Raw genomic sequence first — 19,272 nt, forward strand, 5'->3', positions numbered from 1 at the left:
CGCTTTTTTTAAAAAACCTCATCGGCGAAAACAGTGGATATTTCTTCTAAAATATCATTCACTTTCGCATATTCATCAGTAGTCACCAGAGAGGTACGGTAAGGTTTGAAATGCGGAATACCTCTGAAATAGTTGGTATAATGCCTTCTCATTTCCAGCACTCCTAGTTTCTCGCCTTTCCACTCTATAGAAAAGTCCAGGTGCTTTTTAGCAACTTTCACCCTTTCTTCCATATCAGGCACAGCCAAAAGATTTCCTGTTTGTAGATAGTGCTTGATTTCATTAAAAATCCAAGGGTAACCTATGGCCGCTCGACCGATCATCAAACCGTCTACACCATACTTTTCTTTGTAGGCTTTGGCTTTCTCCGGACTGTCTATGTCTCCATTACCAAAAACAGGGATTTTAATTCTGCTGTTTTTCATAATATCGGCCAAGTAAGACCAATCCGCCTCACCTTTATACATTTGTTTTCTGGTGCGGGCATGAATACTGATGGCCTGAATGCCTACATCCTGCAACCTTTCAGTTACTTCATTGATCTTAATGGTGTTCTCATCCCAGCCCAATCTAGTCTTGACGGTTACGGGAATTTTTACTGCTTTGACTATTTCTGCAGTCATGGCCACCATTTTGTCTATATCCAATAAAATGCCGGCACCGGCACCTTTGCAAGCCACTTTATTAACCGGGCAACCATAATTGATGTCCAATATATCCGGACCGGCTTCCTCTGCTATGGCCGCTGCCTCCCGCATAGAGGAGATTTCATTCCCAAATATTTGAATGCCAATAGGCCGTTCATAATCGTATACATCTAATTTTTGAACAGATTTGGCAGCATCACGGATCAAGCCTTCAGAGCTAATGAACTCTGTGTACATTAAATCTGCACCATTCGTTTTGCATACTGCTCTAAATGGCGGATCACTAACATCCTCCATAGGAGCCAATAGCAATGGAAACTCCCCTAAATTTAAATCTCCTATTTTAATCACACGCTGAAATTTTTTGCAAAAATGAGTGTTTTAAGTTGAATATCAATAACATTGCCACGATTGTCTTTCATTTTATCCAAATTAATTTATTTCCAAAAAACAAAAGTATCTTGTGGTGCACACTAATTACTGTAAATTTACTCCTAATATGGAAATATATGAAAATCAACCAGGACATTCTAACAGCCAACCATGGTTGCTCTCGTTTACTGTTTTGGTGCTAATCGTATTTGGAGCTCTTGCTATCTTACAAACGGCAGCTTTGGGCTTGTTACCTTTTCTATTTGGAATTTCCTTTGAGCAAGTGCCTTATTTGCTCGGTGCCTCTCTAGATCATCCAAATGCCAGAATGGCTTTTCTTTTTATTCAAGGCTTAGGAGGGGGGCTAGGATTTTTTGTTGGAGGCTGGATATTTATCCGCTTTGTAGACAAAAAAACCCTGCGCTTTGATAAACAATTGAAACCGGAAAAAATGGAACAGTTGTGGATTGTGATTCCTATGCTTATAGGTTTTATTCTCTTCAATTCGCTATTGGTTTACCTCAATATGAATGTTGAATTCCCGGAAGCCTTAAGTGGACTTGAAGCCTCATTCAGAACCAAAGAGGACCAATTGATGGAGTTGACAAAATACCTTACTGACTTCGAAAGTCTCGGTGAATTCTTATTAGGCGTATTGGTCATCGGGGTGCTGGCAGGTATTGGTGAAGAGTATTTATTCCGGGGAATTGTACAACCTAAAATGCATCAATACACCGGAAACGCACATTGGGGAGTTTGGATCACAGCATTTATTTTCTCAGCCATACATTTTCAATTTTATGGTTTTCTACCCAGGTTAATGTTAGGGGCCTTGTTTGGGTATTTGTATTTGTATTCGGGCTCTTTATTGTATCCCATCATTGCACATATCCTCAACAACACTTTAACCGTTACTATGGTTTACTTCAACAAACTCGGACTAATGGAGTTTGATATAGAGGATTCGAATCAGTTGTATTGGGAGTATGTAATAGTAGGCATTGTAGTCTTTCTCTTGTGTTGGAATTGGTTTATTCAATCAAATAAAAAACAGATTTATGAGTAAATGGCAGAGGATTTTCGAGTCGAGTACCCCAATAAGGGCGGAAATAGTAAAAGGAGTGCTAGAAGAAAATGGTATCACTGCGGTCATAGTTAATAAGAAAGACCCGGTTTATAAAATCCACGGTAACATTGAAGTGATGGTGCTGGTGGAAGAAGCCCAAAGGGCATTAAAAATTGTTGAAAATGAAATCTCGTTTTAGTATAAGTAATTACAGTAATCTGGGCCAAAGGGTAATCACAGCCATTTTGGGAACAATTATTATCATTAGCAGTACTGTATTTAGTGAGTGGTCTTACTTTTTAGTTTTTGCTATCATCTTAGCATTTACCCAAATGGAGTTTTATAAGCTCTGTGGACTAGATGGTATGTTACCGCTAAAAAGCTTTGGCACATTTATTGGACTTTTGGTATTCACATTTACCTTCTTGGAGGAAATGGAAATAATTCCAATGGCCTATTACTTTCTGGTTTTCCCTTTAGTGTCCATGATATTTTTTATCAAACTCTATAAAAAAACAGATAAAAAGCCATTTACAGGCATTGCCTATACCATATTAGGAATAATTTATGTGGCTCTTCCTTTCTCATTACTTACGGTTGCTGCATTTTCTGTGGACAATACATTCCATTTTGAAATCATAATAGGCTCGTTATTAATGCTATGGGCAAGTGATTCCGGAGCTTATTTTGCCGGAACCAAATTTGGTAAAACAAAGTTATTTGAACGTGTGTCTCCAAAAAAATCGTGGGAAGGAAGTCTTGGCGGAGCTTTTGCTGCCATTATCGTCACGTATTTTATATCAAAAAACTTCACGGTTTTACCAGAGTGGCAATGGTTCTGTATCATGACCATCATTATTATCGCCGGTACTTATGGAGATCTGATTGAGTCGCTTTTCAAGAGGAGCATTGCAATTAAAGACTCCGGAAGAGGCTTACCGGGTCATGGAGGCTTTATGGATCGCTTTGACGGACTATTGCTTTCCACCCCTTTTATTGTAGCCTTTTTAAAAATATTTTAATATTTGCTCTAAAAAGTCCTAATATTGTAATCTCAAAAATTAGCTGAGGCACAATTATTCTTGGCAACTTTTTAGAAAGCTAGAATTGTAAAAAATTAAATGCTAAATCATTATGACCATTCATAAAGAAGGTAGATCATTATTATTTTGGATGTTAGTTGTTTTGGCTGTGATTAACTTTGCCATCAATTATTTAGCACCTGTAGAAAAATTGGTTATTAACCTGATTCTAATAGGAAGCATTGTACTCTACTTGATCGTATTGCAGTTTTTCAGAAACCCGGCCATTCCTGTCCCAAATGATCATGAGTTGGTTTATGCTCCTGCAGATGGCAAGGTGGTGGTCATTGAAAATACCGTGGAAGAGGAGTATCTCAAAGAGGAAAGAATTCAGATCTCCATTTTTATGTCCCCAATAAATGTACATGTCAACAGGTCTCCGGTTAGTGGCATTTTAAAATACTTCAAATACCATCCGGGAAAATATTTAGTAGCCTGGCACCCAAAATCCAGTTTGGAAAATGAACGTACTTCTTTGGTAATTGAACACCCAAGTGGGGTTCAATTGATGATGCGCCAGATCGCAGGGGCAATGGCAAGACGAATTAAATGGTATGTGAAAGAAGGCGACCCCGTGACCCAAGGGGCTGAGTTTGGCTTTATTAAGTTTGGCTCCAGAGTGGACGTTTTCGTTCCCTTGGACGCTGAAATACTGGTAGACATCAACCAAAAAACCAAAGGAGGAATCACTCCCATTGCTAAATTCAAATCATAAAAAAAGGGATGTTTTCGTACATCCCTTACTTATACTGCTTACCAAAGCTTTGATCATAAGCCCATATCCAATGCTTTCTTTACAAGCTCAGTAACTGAAGAAACATTTAATTTCTGATGCAAATGCTTACGGTGAGTTTCCACTGTATGAATACTTAAGTACAATTCCTCAGCAATCTCTTTATTGGTCTTCCCTTTAACTATCCACTTTAAAATTTCTAACTCCCTTTTAGAGAGTTTAAAGGTAGCTTTAAAATGGTCATATTGCTCAAACTCATCCCCTTCCTCGGCCTGATTCAAAACATGTTCAAAATTGGCCAAATACCTATCTTCCATCACTTCTCTAATGGTATAAACCAGCTCTTCAGGGTCGGCATTTTTTAAAACATAAGCGTTTACACCTTGCTTGATGCATTTTTTAAAAATTTCTTCATCATCATACATTGAAAGTACAATGGTTTTCACTTTCCATCTTTTCTTTTTTATGTATTGAAGAATATCCAACCCATTCAACCCGGGCATGTTCATGTCCGTAATGATCAGATCTACCTTTTTTTCTTTAATGGCAGCAATCGCCTCTTTGCCATTGTGAACCACCTTCTCCACGATAAAATCCGGTTCATTTGAAAGCAATCTTTCTATCCCTGCAGCAAATAACTTATGATCATCTGCTAATAAAATTCTGGTATTATTTATCATTTTCCAATTCTATCTCTATTCGGGTACCTTTCCCTATTTCTGAATCTATCTGCACTTTACCATTAATAGCCTGTACTCTGGAATGTATATTCCTAAGTCCTAGACCTTGAGAAACACGTTCCATATCAAACCCTTCACCGTCATCTTCCACGGACAATATCATTTTTTCTCCCGGATTTTTAATTTTAATAGCAATCAATGTTGGGGAGGCATGCTTGATCGCATTGTTTAAACACTCCTGTACCAATCTTATTAGCACGAGTTTTTTATCTCCTTCAATAAAATTAATTGGCGCTCCTTCCTTTTCAAAGAGAACCTCACAAAAACCTGTTTTTTGAATCTTACATAATTCTTCTTCCAGAAATTCTTCAAATTTCACATCGTTGATGTAATCTTTATTAATGGAACGGGACAAACTCCGAACTTCCTTAATGATCTTATTGATAAGTTTTTTCCCTTCAAATACCGATGCCGGGTCAGGATTATTCAATACTATTTTAGTCAAGGATAAGAGCTGTCCAATATTGTCGTGCAGCTCCTGACTGACATAATGCAAGGTATTTTCTCTGATTTCTTTTTCTGCATTCAAAATGGTGTTTTTAAAATCAGCCTTTATAATCTGTATTTTATGTCGGTTTTTGATTTGTCTTTGGCGATGAACGATAACAATGGCAATGATAAATGCCGCCATAATTACCATAAGAATCACTCCTGTGAGTATAGCGAAAAAGGTTTGTTGAGAATTGTCTTCAATCACTTTTCGTAGAAAAAATCAAGGGTGAATAATAAGAAAACCCAAAAATAAGATATAATGTCGCTGCAAAAAACCGGTTTACAGATGCCAATATTGTTAGGTAATATTGATCCAACCCCCAAGTTACATTCAAGGATCCAAAGTATATAAAACTTCCGGAGTAGAAAAATAAGATGGCGGCAATGTTCCAAAAATGAGGCACACTTAGCAAAGAAGCATTTCCCGCCTTATCTGCCATAAATAATGAATACATCAAATAACAACTAAAAAGGACCACGCCCAAACTCCCTAGCAAATGGGTGTACTGTTGAAACATTTGAGTCGGAGGCTGAATAAAAAGGGTATTTATTATGGCCCAAGCCACAAAGAAAGCAACAAAATAAATGACATTCCTTTTAATCCTTTTGGCTTCTATTAGGGTTCCCAAGTAAATTAAGATCAATATGGTCTCACCAAAAACAAAGAAAATATTGTAAACCAAAACATTTTTCTCTCCATGTTCCACCAAAAAAAATGCGTAGAGCTCAAAACTCAACACATAAGAGATGAGAAAAAAGATGAAATCATGGGACTTTTCATGCAATTGATATTTCCTCTTGAAAAAGAAAAAAAACAATGACAGCAAAAGGCCAACGATTATACAAGAAAGGTAAGCATAAAAGGTCATGGCTAAGCAATCATTGTTTTTAAAGTGTTGTATTAATTACAGTTTGGAGGACATATTTTACCCCCATTCATGATCCAAGATTCATCTGTGGTACTGGAGTTATCATTAGACGCTTCCAAAATAAGGGTCAATTTACCGATATAATCATCGCTATTTTCCTTTTCCCCCCTCACTTTTACCGTTTCTTTGTCATACATTCCTAGGTAGATTTTTATACCACCCTCCTTTTTATCTGTTTTGGCCAATAACTCTTCAAGAGTTTTACGGTCAAAAAAGATAGACCTGGTTTGGTCTTTCGCATTGTCCCCATTTATTGCTTTTTCTGCCCCCGCAATAAACTTCTCATAATTTTCTCTAAGCTGTTTAAATAATTTTAGGTCCATACTGCTATCTGTTTAGTAAAAATTTCTTTACCAAAAATAACCATTCTTATTTTTAAAAAAGCTTTATAGATCAAAAATTTACCTGTTTTGGCCAATACATGATTTTAATCAGGTTTTCAAATTAAATTTTTGTTTCCGGGCTAAGGTATCGGCATCTGCGATCTTTAGATATCAAACCAATGTCTCAGCAAATTTCTTCATCTGTTTATTTTACAAATCCCTCTCGAAGCCTTAGAAGCCATATCTTTGAATCACTTTTACCGAATCCGGGATAGGAAAATTTTTATCTTGTTTACTTAATTAGGTTATTTGTAAATTAGGCACTTAAACTCGACGAAATGCATGAGCTTATTTTTGCCTATTTCGGGTTGTGATTAAAACAACCCATTTTCGTATTGGTCCTTGGACCGGGAACAAGTTTACCAGATATGATTTCCTTACCCTCAAAACAACGACTGGCACATATTGTATACGAATCGGATGACCGTGCCTCCAAAGCATTTGATCTGGTTTTATTGGTTATGATTCTACTAAGTGTGGTAATTGTAATTTTAGATTCCGTTCAGCAAATTCATGATAACTTTGGTTCTCTCCTGTATTGGTTGGAATGGTTCTTTACACTGATTTTTTCCATCGAATATTTATTGCGGATCTGGTTAAGCAATAATAAATCAGGCTATGTATTTAGTTTTTACGGTATAGTAGATTTACTGGCCATTTTGCCCACCTATCTAAGTTTATTTTTATTTCAAACCCAGTACCTCACCGTAATTAGGGCCCTCAGGTTTTTAAGAATATTGAGAATCCTCAAACTTCCTGAATACATCAGAGAAGCTTCAAGGTTAACCGATGCCTTAAAACACAGCAAGGCCAAAATTCAGATTTTCGTGGGCTCGGTCCTGACTATCGTCTTGGTGATGGGTTCTGTTATGTACATTATTGAAGGTCCTGAAAGTGGCTTCACCTCCATCCCCAGATCCATGTATTGGGCAATCGTCACTTTAACAACAGTTGGATATGGAGACATTGCTCCGGCCACAGATTTCGGTCAATTTATGGCTTCATTGATCATGTTAATTGGCTATGCCATCATTGCTGTCCCCACGGGCATTGTTACTTCTGAATTGGTTTCCGCTAGAAATGCTGATGAGATAAAAAACTTCCCGGATTTAAAGTCCTGCGATGCCTGTCACCTAAACAATCATAGTTTAGATGCTATCTTTTGCAGGCGATGCGGAACCCGACTTACACCTAAAAAAAAGTAATCAATTTTTAAGACCATGCTGCCTCAAAAACTCCGGTGATTAACATTTTAGAAAAGTCCTTTATTGATCATAAGCATAGTTGTCATAAGCAGCCACTATTCTTCTGTTAGGGGTTCTACAAGTATTGGGAAAGTCGAAGAAAAACATGCATTCCGGTAAACCATTGGTAAAGGGAAGGGTAATAACCCCATTACTTTTACCTGAAAAACCGGCAAAAATATAGTTGGTTTTGATCTTTGCAGGCCTGCCACTTTCATCTCTGGAAACTACTGAAACATTGCTCACCCTCCCTTTTTGATACCTGTTCATTACCCAGCCTTTGGAATGATCACCAATTAAATCATCTATTAATCGAAGGTAATTTTGGTCTTTATACTCCCCAGAACCGCCTGTGGAAATAGTTGCAGGTTGAGCATCGTTTGCCAAACCCCAGAGGGACGACAATACAATAGCCGAGGGTGTCAGCCCTCGGAAAATAGGTATATGTACATCTTGATTTTGGCGGTATTGTTGCTTTTTTCTGCAACAATGCTGACAAAATCACCTAGAAGACCCACAAACAAAAAAAGCTATGAAATAAAATCTCATAGCTTTAGTCAATTAACAATAAACCCAAAATAACCTGCTGTAGGAGAAGGAGTCGAACCTCCACGGAGCAGTTAGGAAAAATACGAGCTCGATATCTTCTTTATCCTGTGATCTCCACCCCCGAGACAGGAGGGCATGTCTGCCAGTTTCATCATCCTACAGTATATATCAGTAATAAAGCTTCCCTTCACTACTCAAAGACCTTTTGTCTTTGTTTGATATGTCAAAGGTAATAAAAAGATTATTAAATTAATATTACGGCAATATTAATTATATTTATTTACATTATTTATATTTAATAGGCGTTATAATTATACTTTAAGCAATTCACATGCATTGAGAGAGACTCCTATTGAAAAATCGCAAAACAACCTTAATTCTCCTTACCACAACAAGCACCAAAACCTCTCAATTTCATCAATTTTAACTTTCATATATCAGCAATTAATTTAAATATTTTTTATCATTTTACTATTTTTAACCATACAAATTTGAATATTTAATATTTTTATTAAACCTTTGTTATTGATAACATATTAGAATTAAACCACAACAACTACTAAAATGAGAGAGACAGGATTTTTAATCGACATGGACGGTGTCATCTACCGAGGAGGAGAGCTAATACCCGGCGCAAAGGATTTTATCCACAAACTACTTGAGGAGGATTTCCCTTTTAGATTCCTTACCAACAACAGCCAAAGAAACTGTAGAGATGTAGTGGCCAAATTAAGCAGAATGGGAATCAATGTACAAGAAAAACACATCTTCACCTGCGCAATAGCCACTGCAAGATACCTGGCCTCACAAAAACCCAACGGCACAGCCTATGTAATTGGAGAAGGAGGCTTGCTTACCGCCTTGCACAGCAACGGATACTCCATTGTAGACGATGCACCAGACTATGTAGTCATCGGCGAAGGCAGGACGATCATGCTTGAATCAGTAGACAAAGCCATAAACATGGTAATGAATGGCGCAAAACTTATCGCCACCAACCTAGATGCCTACTGCCCAAGCTCCAACAACTCAATACGCTCAGGATGCGGTGCATTTGTATCCATGATAGAAATGGCCACAGGCAAAAAAGCATTTAGCGCAGGAAAACCCAGCCCGGTAATGATGAGAATCGCCAAGGCAGAGTTAGGCACGCGCTCAGCCAACACCATAATGGTTGGGGACACCATGGAAACAGATATACTGGGAGGGGTACAAATGGGATTTAAGACAGTGCTCACCTTAACCGGATCCACTAGCCTTGAAGACCTTGAATCCTATGCCTATCGACCAGACCATATCATCACTAGCATCCAAGAACTGAACGACCCGATGGTCATGGAAAAAATCATTCATGGAGAACTAGTACTTCAATAAGCAAATATTAGCAGGTAAAAAATTAAAACCTAAGCTAAAACACATCTTCAAGGTAACGCCAACTATTTGGCGTTACCTTTTTTTTGATCCTACACCAAACAAAAAAAAGCTATGAAATAAAATCTCATAGCTTTAGTCAATTAACAATAAACCCAAAATAACCTGCTGTAGGAGAAGGAGTCGAACCTCCACGGAGCAGTTAGGAAAAATATGAGCTCGATATCTTCTTTATCCTGTGACCTCCACCCCCGAGACAGGAGGGCATGTCTGCCAGTTTCATCATCCTACAGTATATATCAGTAATGAAGTTTCTTTCACTACCCAAAGACCATTTGTCTTTGTTTGATATGTCAAAGGTAATAAAAAGATCAATAAATTAAAATTATGGCAACATAAATTATATTTATTTACATTATTTTAAATTTTTAAGGCCATCAATTAAGCACACCATATTTTAACCAGCTCTACAAACCCTTGGATTAAAATATTGGTAAAGGACTAAAAAGAAAGCAGGCATCCTTACAATAACTAGCAAATCCTTATCGGAATAAAAGCGTTGATTCCAGAAACATTTTTTAATTAAAATATCAAAAACCAATATAGAAACACCGACTTCAACGCCTCCCAAACTCCGTAGGAGTACCATTTTTGTAGCCGAGGGTGCCAACCCTCGGAAATCAGATATATGCACATCTTGATCTCGGCGGTACTGTTACCCTTTTTGTAACAACTTCAAAAACCAAAATATTATTCACAAATAAATCCCAAACCCTGAAAGGGTGACAATATAATAGCCGAGGGCATCAACCCTCGGGAAATTAGTTATATGTACGTCTTGATTTTGGCGGTATTGTTGCTTTTTTCTGCATCAATACTGACAAAATCATAACGAAAACAAAATCGATAAAAACGATTATTCTCCCTGCCGAAACCCCGAGCCCTAAAGGGGTGACAATATAATAGCCGAGGGTGTCAGCCCTCGGAAAATAATGAAAAAGCACACCTTGATTTTGGCGGCATTGTTGCTTTTTTTTTGCAACAATGCTGACAAAATCTTATCGAAAACAAACCCTAATAACCCCAGGGTAATTAAAATTGTCTTTACAAAAGACTACAACATCACTTCGAACTCTTTTGCAGGTTTTTGAGGCGGAAAAGGGTGTGGCAATCTCATCACGTTGGAGATTCCTTCGACTTTCTCCACCCGAGCCTCTGCAAAGTCTCGGAATGACGGATATATTAATTTCTGCCTTGTAGATTTTCGGCGTTAAGAAATTTAAGATGAGAAAGCAAGGGCACAGGCACTGTTTGACGAAGTTTTTGGTTTAGTTAACATTTAAAAAGCAACGCCAATATTAACACCAAAAACGAGGAGTTTGCCTGTGTGCGGGAGGCCTTAAATTTTAGCCGAAAAGATACTCAGCGGTGGGGTTTTCTCCTGACTTGCTACGCATCAGGACAGGCCACTGAGTTGCTCCGCTTCAGGACAGGCCTGACTAGCTCCGCTTCAGGACAGGTTGCTTACTTTTTTGACCTGTAGCAAAAAAGTAAAAATGATCATAATCAATTACTTGGTATATTAGAAACAGAAACGCTTTATTACATTGAACTGCTTGTAAAAATTATATATTTAACGGAAAGTAAAGCGTTCATTTCTTTTCTCCTGAATTACTGCGCATCAGGGAGTCGCTTCACTTCAGGGCAGGCCACTGAGTTGCTCCGCTTCCTTTAGATTCGTTTCACTGCTTGGGGCATGCACTGCAGCAAAAAAGTGACAGTTGTTTTAGTGAATGTCTTGGTGTAGTAAATACTGGTTTGTAATTTAACAATAATTACTTGGAAATTTCAAATCTTTACTAATTGTAAAGCACAAGAATTAATAGAACTGTCACTGGTTCAACGCTGCCTGGTGAGTTTGGCTTTATAAAGTGATTTTATCCCTGAAAGCAGAGGTTTTCCGTTCATTTCTTTTCCCCTGACTTGCTACGCATCAGGACAGGGATTGATGAAAAGAAACGAACCAAAGAAAAATCTAGCCAAAACTAAACTTCCACCCGCAAGGCCCAACCCCGCCTCGTAGTTTTGACCCGCCCCCTGCCCTCAGATTGACGTGTACGTTAAAAATCGCCCATCATTAATCAAATGATAAATTAATTTCCGCCTTGTAGATTTTCGGCATTAAGAAATTTAAGCGGGAATGGCAAGGGCACAGGCACTGATTGACGAAGTTTTTGGTTTAGTTAACATTTAAAAAGCAACGCCAATATTAACACCAAAAACGAGGAGTTTGCCTGTGTGCGGGAGGCCTTAAATTTTAGCCGAAAAGATACTCACCGGTGGGGTTTTCTCCTGACTTGCTACGCATCAAGACAGGCCACTTAGTTGCTCCGCTTCAGGACAGGCCTGACTAGCTCCGAATCAGGACAGGTTGTTTACTTTTTTGACCTATAGCAAAAAAGTAAAAATGCTCTTTTTAATTGAATGCCGTCAACTTGGTTGCTGCGTTTTTAAATGTTAATTCTTGGAAGGACGATTTTTTCAAAAATTTTTTAGGCGAACTCAGTTCATATAATTCACGCAAAACCTCAAACCCTAAAAGGTGAAAATATTATAGCCGAGGGTGTCAGCCCTCGGGATATTATTAAAAAGCATACCTTGATTTTGGCGGTATTGTTGCTTTTTTCTGCAACAATACTGACAAAATCACCTAGTGAATCTGCAAACAAAAAAAGCTATGAAATAAAATCTCATAGCTTTAGTCAATTAACAATAAACCCAAAATAACCTGCTGTAGGAGAAGGAGTCGAACCCCCATGAAGCAGTTAGGAAAAATACGAGCTCTATATTTTCTTTATCCTGTGATCCCCACCCCCAAAACAAGAGGGCATGTCTACCAGTTTCATCATCCTACAGTATACATCAGCAATAAACCTTCTGCCTATTACCCAAAGACGTTTTGTCTTTGTTTGATATCTCAAAGGTAACAATAAGATTGCAAAATTAAAATTTCATTAATAAAAATGGTTAATTATTACATTATATTTAATTTAATAATGATTTATATGAATTATAATTAAAACAACTCAGATTTAGTCGCTAAATTTTAGGAAAATGGCAATAAAAGCTACCAAATACGTAATTATGGGTAAAATTTAAACCACAAAATCAATATTTAATGTAGATTTCAGTAAATATGGTTTAAATACAACCCAATATATTGTACTTATGCATTTTTTAGCACCTAATCCCCTAGATGGGTTTTTGAAGAATCTTTAACCAAATATTTTAATTCCTCGAGTTCATTAGGGGTTAAATCTCGCCATTTTCCTCTTGGCAAGTCTAGCTTAATATTCATGATTCGAACCCGCTTCAGCGCTACAACTTTATATCCTAAATAATCACACATTCGCCGGATTTGTCGGTTTAAGCCCTGAGTAAGGATAATCCTAAACGTATCCTTCTTCATTTGCCGTACTTGGCATTCTTGGGTTACAACCCCTAAAATGGGTACCCCATTACTCATTTTCTCTATAAAACCTCCTTCTATAGACTTATTTACCTTGACGATATATTCTTTTTCGTGGGAATTTCCTGCCCTAAGTATTTTATTGACAATATCTCCATCACTGGTCAATAAAATAAGCCCTTCGCTAGGCTTATCTAGTCGTCCAATATGAAAAATCCTTTGTGGATGATTAATATAATCCACAATATTGTCTTTTTGGCTGGTGTCAGTCGTACAAACAATCCCCACCGGTTTGTTGAAAGCAATATAAACCGGCTGCTCCTTGGGAACATTTACCAGCTCGCCATCCACATGCACCTCATCACCCGGACTGATTTTGGTGCCCATTTCAGGCACTTTACCATTGATAGTCACCCTATCTGCAGCAATCATCCGATCCGCTTCTCTTCTAGAGCAATAACCAATTTCACTTAAGTACTTGTTAATCCTGACTTCATTTTTCACTATCCTTCGGTTTATATTAACGCCACATTTCTTCTATCAACTCCGTATAGAACGTTTTAAGGCTCATCCCTACTGCTTTCACCTGCTGGGAAATCAGACTTGTTTCGGTTTGTCCAGGCACCGTATTAATTTCAATAAAATAGAATTTATCCGTCTTGGTCTCCAAGAAATAATCCATTCTCACTGCACCTTTACAATTCAATGTTTGGTAAACCTTTTCTGCTATTTTCTTCACCTGAACTGCATCTCTCTCATCCATTCTGCCCGGGGTAATTTCTTCTGAAACTCCAGGCTGGTACTTGGCTTCAAAGTCAAAAAATTCTTTTGAACTAATAATTTCAGTGGAAGGAAGAACCATGATCTTGCCATTGGTTTTATATATTCCAATAGAAAACTCTCTGCCACTTACAAATTCCTCTACCATCACCTGCGTATCTTCTTTAAAAGCCAAGTCCAAGGCATGAGATAATTCCTCAGCACTTTTCACTTTGCTCATACCGATACTACTGCCTCCATTGTTTGGTTTAACAAATATGGGCAACCTTAACTCTTCAAGCAGTTCGTTGGCTAGCCCGGGTTTATTGGCAAATAACTGAACCGACTTTGCCACATGTAAATCAGGAATTTCAGAAACAATCTTTTTTGTATAGGCCTTGTTCATGGTAATGGAAGATGTCAATGCATCACAAGTTGTATAAGGTATGCCGAGCATATCAAAATACCCTACCAATTTACCATCCTCTCCCGGAGAACCATGAATTATATTAAACACTCCGTCAAAAGTGAGTTTTTTTCCGTTCTTTACGACAAAGAATCCATTCAAGTCTAAGGGTAATTTTGTACCATCCTCTTCCTCCAAGTACCAATTATTGGGATAAATATGGATTTTATGCACCTCAAAACGATCCTTATCAAGGTGTTGAGCAACAACAGCAGCACTTTTTTCTGACACCACAGACTCCCCTGTATAGCCACCCATCACTAATGCAATTTGCTTTTTATTCATTTTAAAAGATTATAATTTATGCGAATTACAAGATTATTATGTAAAGAAAATGATAAATATTTTATTTGATGAACAATTCAACACGGAATTGTTTCACTTCAATGATTCGACTGAATCAAGTCCTACAATCTTTTTCCTATTTCAGCTGAAGACCAGCACTAAAAATGGAAAAAGTTGCTAAAATTAGGTTCATGTAATAATTTTTTAATTATATTTCGTGCATTGTTTCAAAGCTTAAAGCTTTTATTTTTCTTAAATTTTTGAATCATTTTTAATTTTTTAGCTGATTTAATTGAATGAACGCTTTCAATCAAATTTTTACTGGGAAATTCATCTCCTTTATTTTGATGGGCTTGTTTTTTTGGCTGGCAGCCCCCTTTTTAGGAAATGCACAAAACGACAACAGAATCCCCTTTAAACATAGAGTAGGCAACTCCGCCCCCGACGACAATATTTTCCACATCAGAGGTGATTTTACCTTGATAGGAAACACCAATATCACAATGGCTAACTACTCCACTTCTTCGGAAAACTCTCTGAATGACATGAGATTTGTGGACATTGATGGAGATCCTCACACCTTTAATTCTTCAGAAGCAACCCTGTTGTTCTCCGGTGAAAATGGGGCCGATCCCAATTGTACTGAAATTGTATATGCCGGCCTTTACTGGGCCGGAAAATCCAACATCGGGCAAGGACTTAGCTTCGACCTTACAGAAAATATTACCTCAACTGAACTTACTGAAGTGGATCAGGAGCAACTTATTTTACCGGAGGAAACCATTGAACACAGCTCCTATACCATGTCTTATTACATGGACTTTGATGAAAAAGGAATGCTATTTCCTTACTATTACTTTGGCTCCCCGGAATCTCAACCGCTTACCTTTGCCTACCTCAATGATTCTTTAGGCAAAATACTTTATCGTTTTGGCAATGAAGAATGGAATGAAGTGGAAAATATATCCACAACTGACTCAGCCGGCTTATCTAAAGCTACCTTTGACCCCATTGAATTTGAAGAGAATGGGGTAACTTTCTCTATCCATACTTTACATCGCTCAATGACTTCAGACATGGATGACATTGGTCCAAAAGATTTTAATGTTGGCTTAAAATCTTTTGGAAGTTATTATCCTATTTATCCCCATACAGTAAATTTTGACAAACGTAAAGTAAAATTCAAAGGGCCGGGTGCGAGCGAGTACACTGAAATAACCGCTCAGGGAAACAGCATCCTCTATCCACATAATGAATTGGAAGACATCTATGTTGGCTATGCTGATGTAACTGAACTTGTTAAAAAGCATGGCGCGGGGAACTATACCTTGGCTGATTTGGCATTGGTGGAAGGGGTGGGGAACCAAACAGGCTATACCGGCAACTGGGGAATGGTGGTAATCTACCAAAACTCAAAAATGGATTGGCGGGACATCAGTGTTTTTGACGGGTATTCTTTTGTCCAGTCTTTGGATGGAGAAGAACATATCGGAGAAGTTGAAATTACAGGCTTTGAAACCATTAACCAAGGGCCGGTTCGGTTAAAATTAGGCATAATGGCTGCAGAGGGTGACAAATCAATTAAAGGAGATTTTCTACAGATTAGAAATCAGGAAAACAAATGGGCTCCATTGTACCACCCCAAATCTGTCAGTTCAAATTTCTTCAATTCCTCCATTTACAGCCCGGTTCCAGACCAAGAGGGCAATTTAGTAGAGAGTCCTAGAAACCCAAATTTGGAGCACAATACCGGTGCCGATATACTTCAATGGGAGGTTCCCAATCCCAACAATTCCATTATTACCAATAAACAGAATTCCTTTCGCTTTCGCTATGGCACCAATCAGGATGTATATGCCATTTATGCTTTTGCTTTTTCAGTACCCTCTTACGTACCGGAAATTCAAGCATACAATCACATAAAATCCATCGACGGGAATCCTCCTGAGGAAGAACCTACGATAGAACCTGGTCAAGAGATAACCTATACCTTGAATATCAATAACTATGGCACAGAAAATTCGCTTGACAATAAGGTTATCATCCCATTGCCTCCCACTGCCACCTTCGTAAATGCTGGTCAGGTACCTCAAGATGTTGGCACCGTCACCTTTGACCCAGAAATGGGATTAGCAGGAGCCATCATTTGGGAAATCGATGAGCTTCCATTGCTAGAAAACCCAAGTGAAACAATTGCAACGCTGGAATACACCTTAAAACTTTCAGAAGATTGTTTTTTTTGGGCCAATAACAATTGTGAAATTAAAATCTCCATAGATGGGAGCATGTCGGGCATGGGAGCGATCTCCAATCACAATTTTTCCAATTTACCTTTTATTCAAGGATTTATGAAGGACAATTGCTCAGGAGAAGCCATTTATGGGCCTTTGGAAATCCCAATAACAGGCAAAGCGGAATTTGCTGCAACACATTGTAATTCTCAAGTTGATTTTCCAAGTTTAGGTCCAATTGAACTTCCTGATTTCTGCCAAGGTGATGCTCCGATAGATTTAAATTCATTTGTCTCTCCCAGTCAAGAGGGTTATTCTATTTATTATTTTATGGAAGAAGAAGGTGGAGAAGCCATTCCTTCCTATCAGGTCAATACCGCTCATGTTGGTTCAGAGCAAATTTGGGTTGCCGAAGGCCCTTCAAAAAACTGCACCGGAATACGCAGCCTCTTAACCATAAATGTAGTAAAAAAAGCAAGTCCTCCAGGCGTTCGGAACCAGACAATTTGCCAATTTTCAACTACCAATACATTTGAGATATTTAATATTAATGAACATGAGCTCCACTATTATCCTGACAATGATCCCTCAAGTGATCCATTAACTGAAGTTCCTGTTATTGATCCTGATAAGATAGGAGTTTACACTGTTTGGGTAAGTCATTCAAAGGAGGGGGTATGTGATAGCCCACGCGTGCCGGTAAGTATCACAGTGGAAGATTGCAGCTACCAACCAGACATAAACCTAGATAAATCTGTTGACAAGGAGCATTACAGTCAAGTAAACGACACCATTACTATTTCTTTGGTAGTCAGCAACCCACGTAAAGTACCTCTGGTAGATGTAAAAGTTCATGATGACCTTACCAACGAGGTTTGGACCATTCCCTACCTCGACATTATGGAAAGCCAAACTTTTACCGTAAGTTACGTTACCACACAGCAGGATATTGATAGAGGATATATTAACAGTATCTCCAGCGTTACGGCCAATCCAATAATTGGAGGGTTTGTGCATGATACTGAAATTGAAAAAATAGAAGCCTTGATTTATGCGGACGGCTTTCTTTTCAATGAAATCACCACTACACCAGAACCTTGCCCACCTCCTGATGAGGCAATGGGCACCCTTCATATACGGTTCCCGGGATATATCCCCCAAACAGGCCGCTATTTATTGGTAAAGAAAGAAAATAATCAGGAGTATACAGGTAATTTTCAAAACCTAATTCACATAAAGGTGGCAGTTCCACATGGGCAGTATTCTGTCAAAATATGGGATGTTAACGAAAATTTACTAGAGGTAAAAGGAAGTTTTACAGTAGAAAAAAAAGCCTTTGTAGCCTTCAATGTACCGGCAGAAATCAATGCCTGTTTCCCATACGAACTAATTCCTGAAAGCGCATTCCAACTAGATTACTTTCTAGAAGATCCAGATGGTAAACCTGTTAACCAAAACAATCAGGGAGGCTTTCCCCTTTACGCATCAGGTACTTACGAAATTACAGGTACTGATCCTAGTGGTCAACTTTGCCCTATAGTGAAGCGTTTTGATGCCAATATCACCATGCCTTTGGATGTGGAAATGGAACTGGCACCTTTTTGTAAGGAAGATGTTTTCACAACCCTTATTTTGCGAAAGGACATAACCGGGCTGGAAGTAAAATGGTACAGGCTCCTTTCGGAGGAGTCAATTCACTTGCAAACATATGACAACAACACAACCCTGACCATTCAGGAAGCGGGCCTATACACCGTTACCTTAACCAATAAAGAAGGTTGCATGGTAGGCCGTGGACAAATGGAAGTCAACAAGTCATTTTCGGAGATGCCCCAGTTGGAGAATCTGTATTCAATTTGCCCGGAAAACAATAGAGAGGTATTAATCGATATCGGCCAAGGATTTTCAGCCAGTCAATGGTACTTAAACGGAAAATTTGTTGGCACAGGAGATGTGTTTTCTCCAAATATTGCCGGGTTTTATAACCTTTTGGCCATTGATGAACAAGGTTGTTCCTTTTCGGTAGATTTTGAAGTAGAGGAAGTATGTGAAGCCAAAGTTCATTTTCCCAATGCTATGCTTCCCGGTGACCCTGAGAAGCCTTTTACTGTTTTTGCGAATAACCTTATCTCCGAAATTGAGGTTTTCATACACAACCGCTGGGGAGCATTGATCTATTATTGTACCGACAAAAAACCTCAAGGAAATCAAGCTTCAACTTGTTTATGGGATGGCTATTATAACAACCAAAAGGTTCCGGGAGGAGGCTATTCCGTAACGATCCAATATGTAACTAAAAAAGAGAAAGAAGCACATACAGTAAAAGGCATAATTACGGTTATTGAGTAGTATAATGCTAGCTGTGGTAGTATGAGAAAAAATCTACACGACATAGGAAAGGTGCTCATCCCTCGATCACACGATCACTACATCACCCGATCACCTCATCATCCC

Annotated in this window: 15 protein-coding genes; 7 read left to right on the forward strand and 8 right to left on the reverse strand. The window is 38.3% G+C overall.

Going from position 1 to position 19,272, the window contains the following annotated elements:
* Positions 1-8: 8 nt before the first annotated feature.
* Complete coding sequence (gene dusB / locus Q4534_RS21395; protein WP_303615197.1) at positions 9-998, reverse strand: tRNA dihydrouridine synthase DusB; 990 nt, start codon at positions 996-998, stop codon at positions 9-11.
* A 148-nt stretch (positions 999-1,146) separates the two neighbouring features.
* Between dusB and Q4534_RS21400 the strand changes: the two genes are divergently transcribed.
* The 4 genes from Q4534_RS21400 (at position 1,147) to Q4534_RS21415 (ending at position 3,882) form a co-directional block, all read left to right on the forward strand.
* Positions 1,147-2,085, forward strand: a complete 939-nt coding sequence (locus Q4534_RS21400; RefSeq protein WP_303615198.1) for a CPBP family intramembrane glutamic endopeptidase — start codon at positions 1,147-1,149, stop codon at positions 2,083-2,085.
* Positions 2,078-2,284 carry a DUF2007 domain-containing protein gene (locus tag Q4534_RS21405; protein ID WP_014019489.1) on the forward strand — a complete coding sequence of 69 codons (207 nt, stop codon included), beginning with the start codon at positions 2,078-2,080 and terminating at the stop codon, positions 2,282-2,284. The genes Q4534_RS21400 and Q4534_RS21405 overlap by 8 nt, the downstream gene beginning before the upstream one ends.
* Positions 2,268-3,107 carry a phosphatidate cytidylyltransferase gene (locus Q4534_RS21410; protein ID WP_014019490.1) on the forward strand — a complete coding sequence of 280 codons (840 nt, stop codon included), beginning with the start codon at positions 2,268-2,270 and terminating at the stop codon, positions 3,105-3,107. The genes Q4534_RS21405 and Q4534_RS21410 overlap by 17 nt, the downstream gene beginning before the upstream one ends.
* A 112-nt stretch (positions 3,108-3,219) precedes the next feature.
* Positions 3,220-3,882: a phosphatidylserine decarboxylase family protein gene (locus tag Q4534_RS21415; protein ID WP_014019491.1), complete on the forward strand. Its 663-nt coding sequence runs from the start codon at positions 3,220-3,222 to the stop codon at positions 3,880-3,882.
* A gap of 53 nt (positions 3,883-3,935) precedes the next feature.
* Here the strand turns inward: Q4534_RS21415 and Q4534_RS21420 are convergent, their stop codons facing one another.
* Genes Q4534_RS21420 through Q4534_RS21435 form a run of 4 tightly spaced genes read right to left on the reverse strand, consistent with a single transcriptional unit; the run spans position 3,936 to position 6,384 of the window.
* Positions 3,936-4,580, reverse strand: coding sequence for a response regulator transcription factor (locus tag Q4534_RS21420; RefSeq protein ID WP_303615199.1), 645 nt, complete (start codon positions 4,578-4,580; stop codon positions 3,936-3,938).
* A complete protein-coding gene (locus Q4534_RS21425; RefSeq protein ID WP_303615200.1) occupies positions 4,570-5,337 on the reverse strand; it encodes a sensor histidine kinase in 768 nt (255 codons plus the stop codon). Before Q4534_RS21425 ends, Q4534_RS21420 begins: the two co-directional genes overlap by 11 nt.
* Complete coding sequence (locus Q4534_RS21430; RefSeq protein ID WP_303615201.1) at positions 5,330-6,001, reverse strand: hypothetical protein; 672 nt, start codon at positions 5,999-6,001, stop codon at positions 5,330-5,332. The genes Q4534_RS21425 and Q4534_RS21430 overlap by 8 nt, the downstream gene beginning before the upstream one ends.
* A gap of 32 nt (positions 6,002-6,033) precedes the next feature.
* Positions 6,034-6,384, reverse strand: a complete 351-nt coding sequence (locus Q4534_RS21435) for a hypothetical protein (RefSeq protein WP_303615202.1) — start codon at positions 6,382-6,384, stop codon at positions 6,034-6,036.
* A 428-nt stretch (positions 6,385-6,812) separates the two neighbouring features.
* On the opposite strand from Q4534_RS21435, the gene Q4534_RS21440 reads away from it, so the two are divergent.
* Complete coding sequence (locus tag Q4534_RS21440) at positions 6,813-7,649, forward strand: ion transporter (protein WP_303615203.1); 837 nt, start codon at positions 6,813-6,815, stop codon at positions 7,647-7,649.
* Positions 7,650-7,709: 60 nt separating this feature from the next.
* Here the strand turns inward: Q4534_RS21440 and Q4534_RS21445 are convergent, their stop codons facing one another.
* The gene (locus Q4534_RS21445) at positions 7,710-8,075 is read right to left on the reverse strand and encodes a hypothetical protein (RefSeq protein ID WP_303615204.1); all 366 of its coding nucleotides are present in this window, start codon (positions 8,073-8,075) and stop codon (positions 7,710-7,712) included.
* Positions 8,076-8,801: 726 nt separating this feature from the next.
* Here Q4534_RS21445 and Q4534_RS21450 point away from each other — a divergent pair.
* On the forward strand, positions 8,802-9,611 hold the full coding sequence (locus Q4534_RS21450; protein ID WP_303615205.1) for an HAD-IIA family hydrolase: 810 nt from the start codon (positions 8,802-8,804) through the stop codon (positions 9,609-9,611).
* Between the two features lie 3,241 nt (positions 9,612-12,852).
* Here the strand turns inward: Q4534_RS21450 and rluF are convergent.
* Both rluF and Q4534_RS21460 read right to left on the reverse strand, forming a co-directional pair.
* Positions 12,853-13,581, reverse strand: coding sequence for a 23S rRNA pseudouridine(2604) synthase RluF (rluF, locus tag Q4534_RS21455; RefSeq protein ID WP_303615206.1), 729 nt, complete (start codon positions 13,579-13,581; stop codon positions 12,853-12,855).
* Between the two features lie 16 nt (positions 13,582-13,597).
* Complete coding sequence (locus tag Q4534_RS21460; protein ID WP_303615207.1) at positions 13,598-14,587, reverse strand: D-alanine--D-alanine ligase; 990 nt, start codon at positions 14,585-14,587, stop codon at positions 13,598-13,600.
* A gap of 296 nt (positions 14,588-14,883) precedes the next feature.
* Here Q4534_RS21460 and Q4534_RS21465 point away from each other — a divergent pair, with 296 nt between their 5' ends.
* Positions 14,884-19,167 (forward strand): gliding motility-associated C-terminal domain-containing protein, encoded by a 4,284-nt coding sequence (locus Q4534_RS21465; protein ID WP_303615208.1) that lies wholly within the window; start codon positions 14,884-14,886, stop codon positions 19,165-19,167.
* Positions 19,168-19,272: the final 105 nt, after the last annotated feature.

This window comes from Cyclobacterium sp. 1_MG-2023, from assembly GCF_030546805.1.
Classification (GTDB): domain Bacteria; phylum Bacteroidota; class Bacteroidia; order Cytophagales; family Cyclobacteriaceae; genus Cyclobacterium.

Coding starts and splice junctions, on each gene's coding strand:
- Q4534_RS21450 (WP_303615205.1), top strand. CDS start 8,802: ATGAGAGAGACAGGATTTTTAATCGACATGGACGGTGTCATCTACCGA.
- Q4534_RS21430 (WP_303615201.1), bottom strand. CDS start 6,001: ATGACCTTTTATGCTTACCTTTCTTGTATAATCGTTGGCCTTTTGCTG.
- Q4534_RS21460 (WP_303615207.1), bottom strand. CDS start 14,587: ATGAATAAAAAGCAAATTGCATTAGTGATGGGTGGCTATACAGGGGAG.
- Q4534_RS21410 (WP_014019490.1), top strand. CDS start 2,268: ATGAAATCTCGTTTTAGTATAAGTAATTACAGTAATCTGGGCCAAAGG.
- Q4534_RS21400 (WP_303615198.1), top strand. CDS start 1,147: ATGGAAATATATGAAAATCAACCAGGACATTCTAACAGCCAACCATGG.
- Q4534_RS21415 (WP_014019491.1), top strand. CDS start 3,220: ATGACCATTCATAAAGAAGGTAGATCATTATTATTTTGGATGTTAGTT.
- Q4534_RS21420 (WP_303615199.1), bottom strand. CDS start 4,580: ATGATAAATAATACCAGAATTTTATTAGCAGATGATCATAAGTTATTT.
- Q4534_RS21435 (WP_303615202.1), bottom strand. CDS start 6,384: ATGGACCTAAAATTATTTAAACAGCTTAGAGAAAATTATGAGAAGTTT.
- Q4534_RS21405 (WP_014019489.1), top strand. CDS start 2,078: ATGAGTAAATGGCAGAGGATTTTCGAGTCGAGTACCCCAATAAGGGCG.
- Q4534_RS21465 (WP_303615208.1), top strand. CDS start 14,884: ATGAACGCTTTCAATCAAATTTTTACTGGGAAATTCATCTCCTTTATT.
- Q4534_RS21440 (WP_303615203.1), top strand. CDS start 6,813: ATGATTTCCTTACCCTCAAAACAACGACTGGCACATATTGTATACGAA.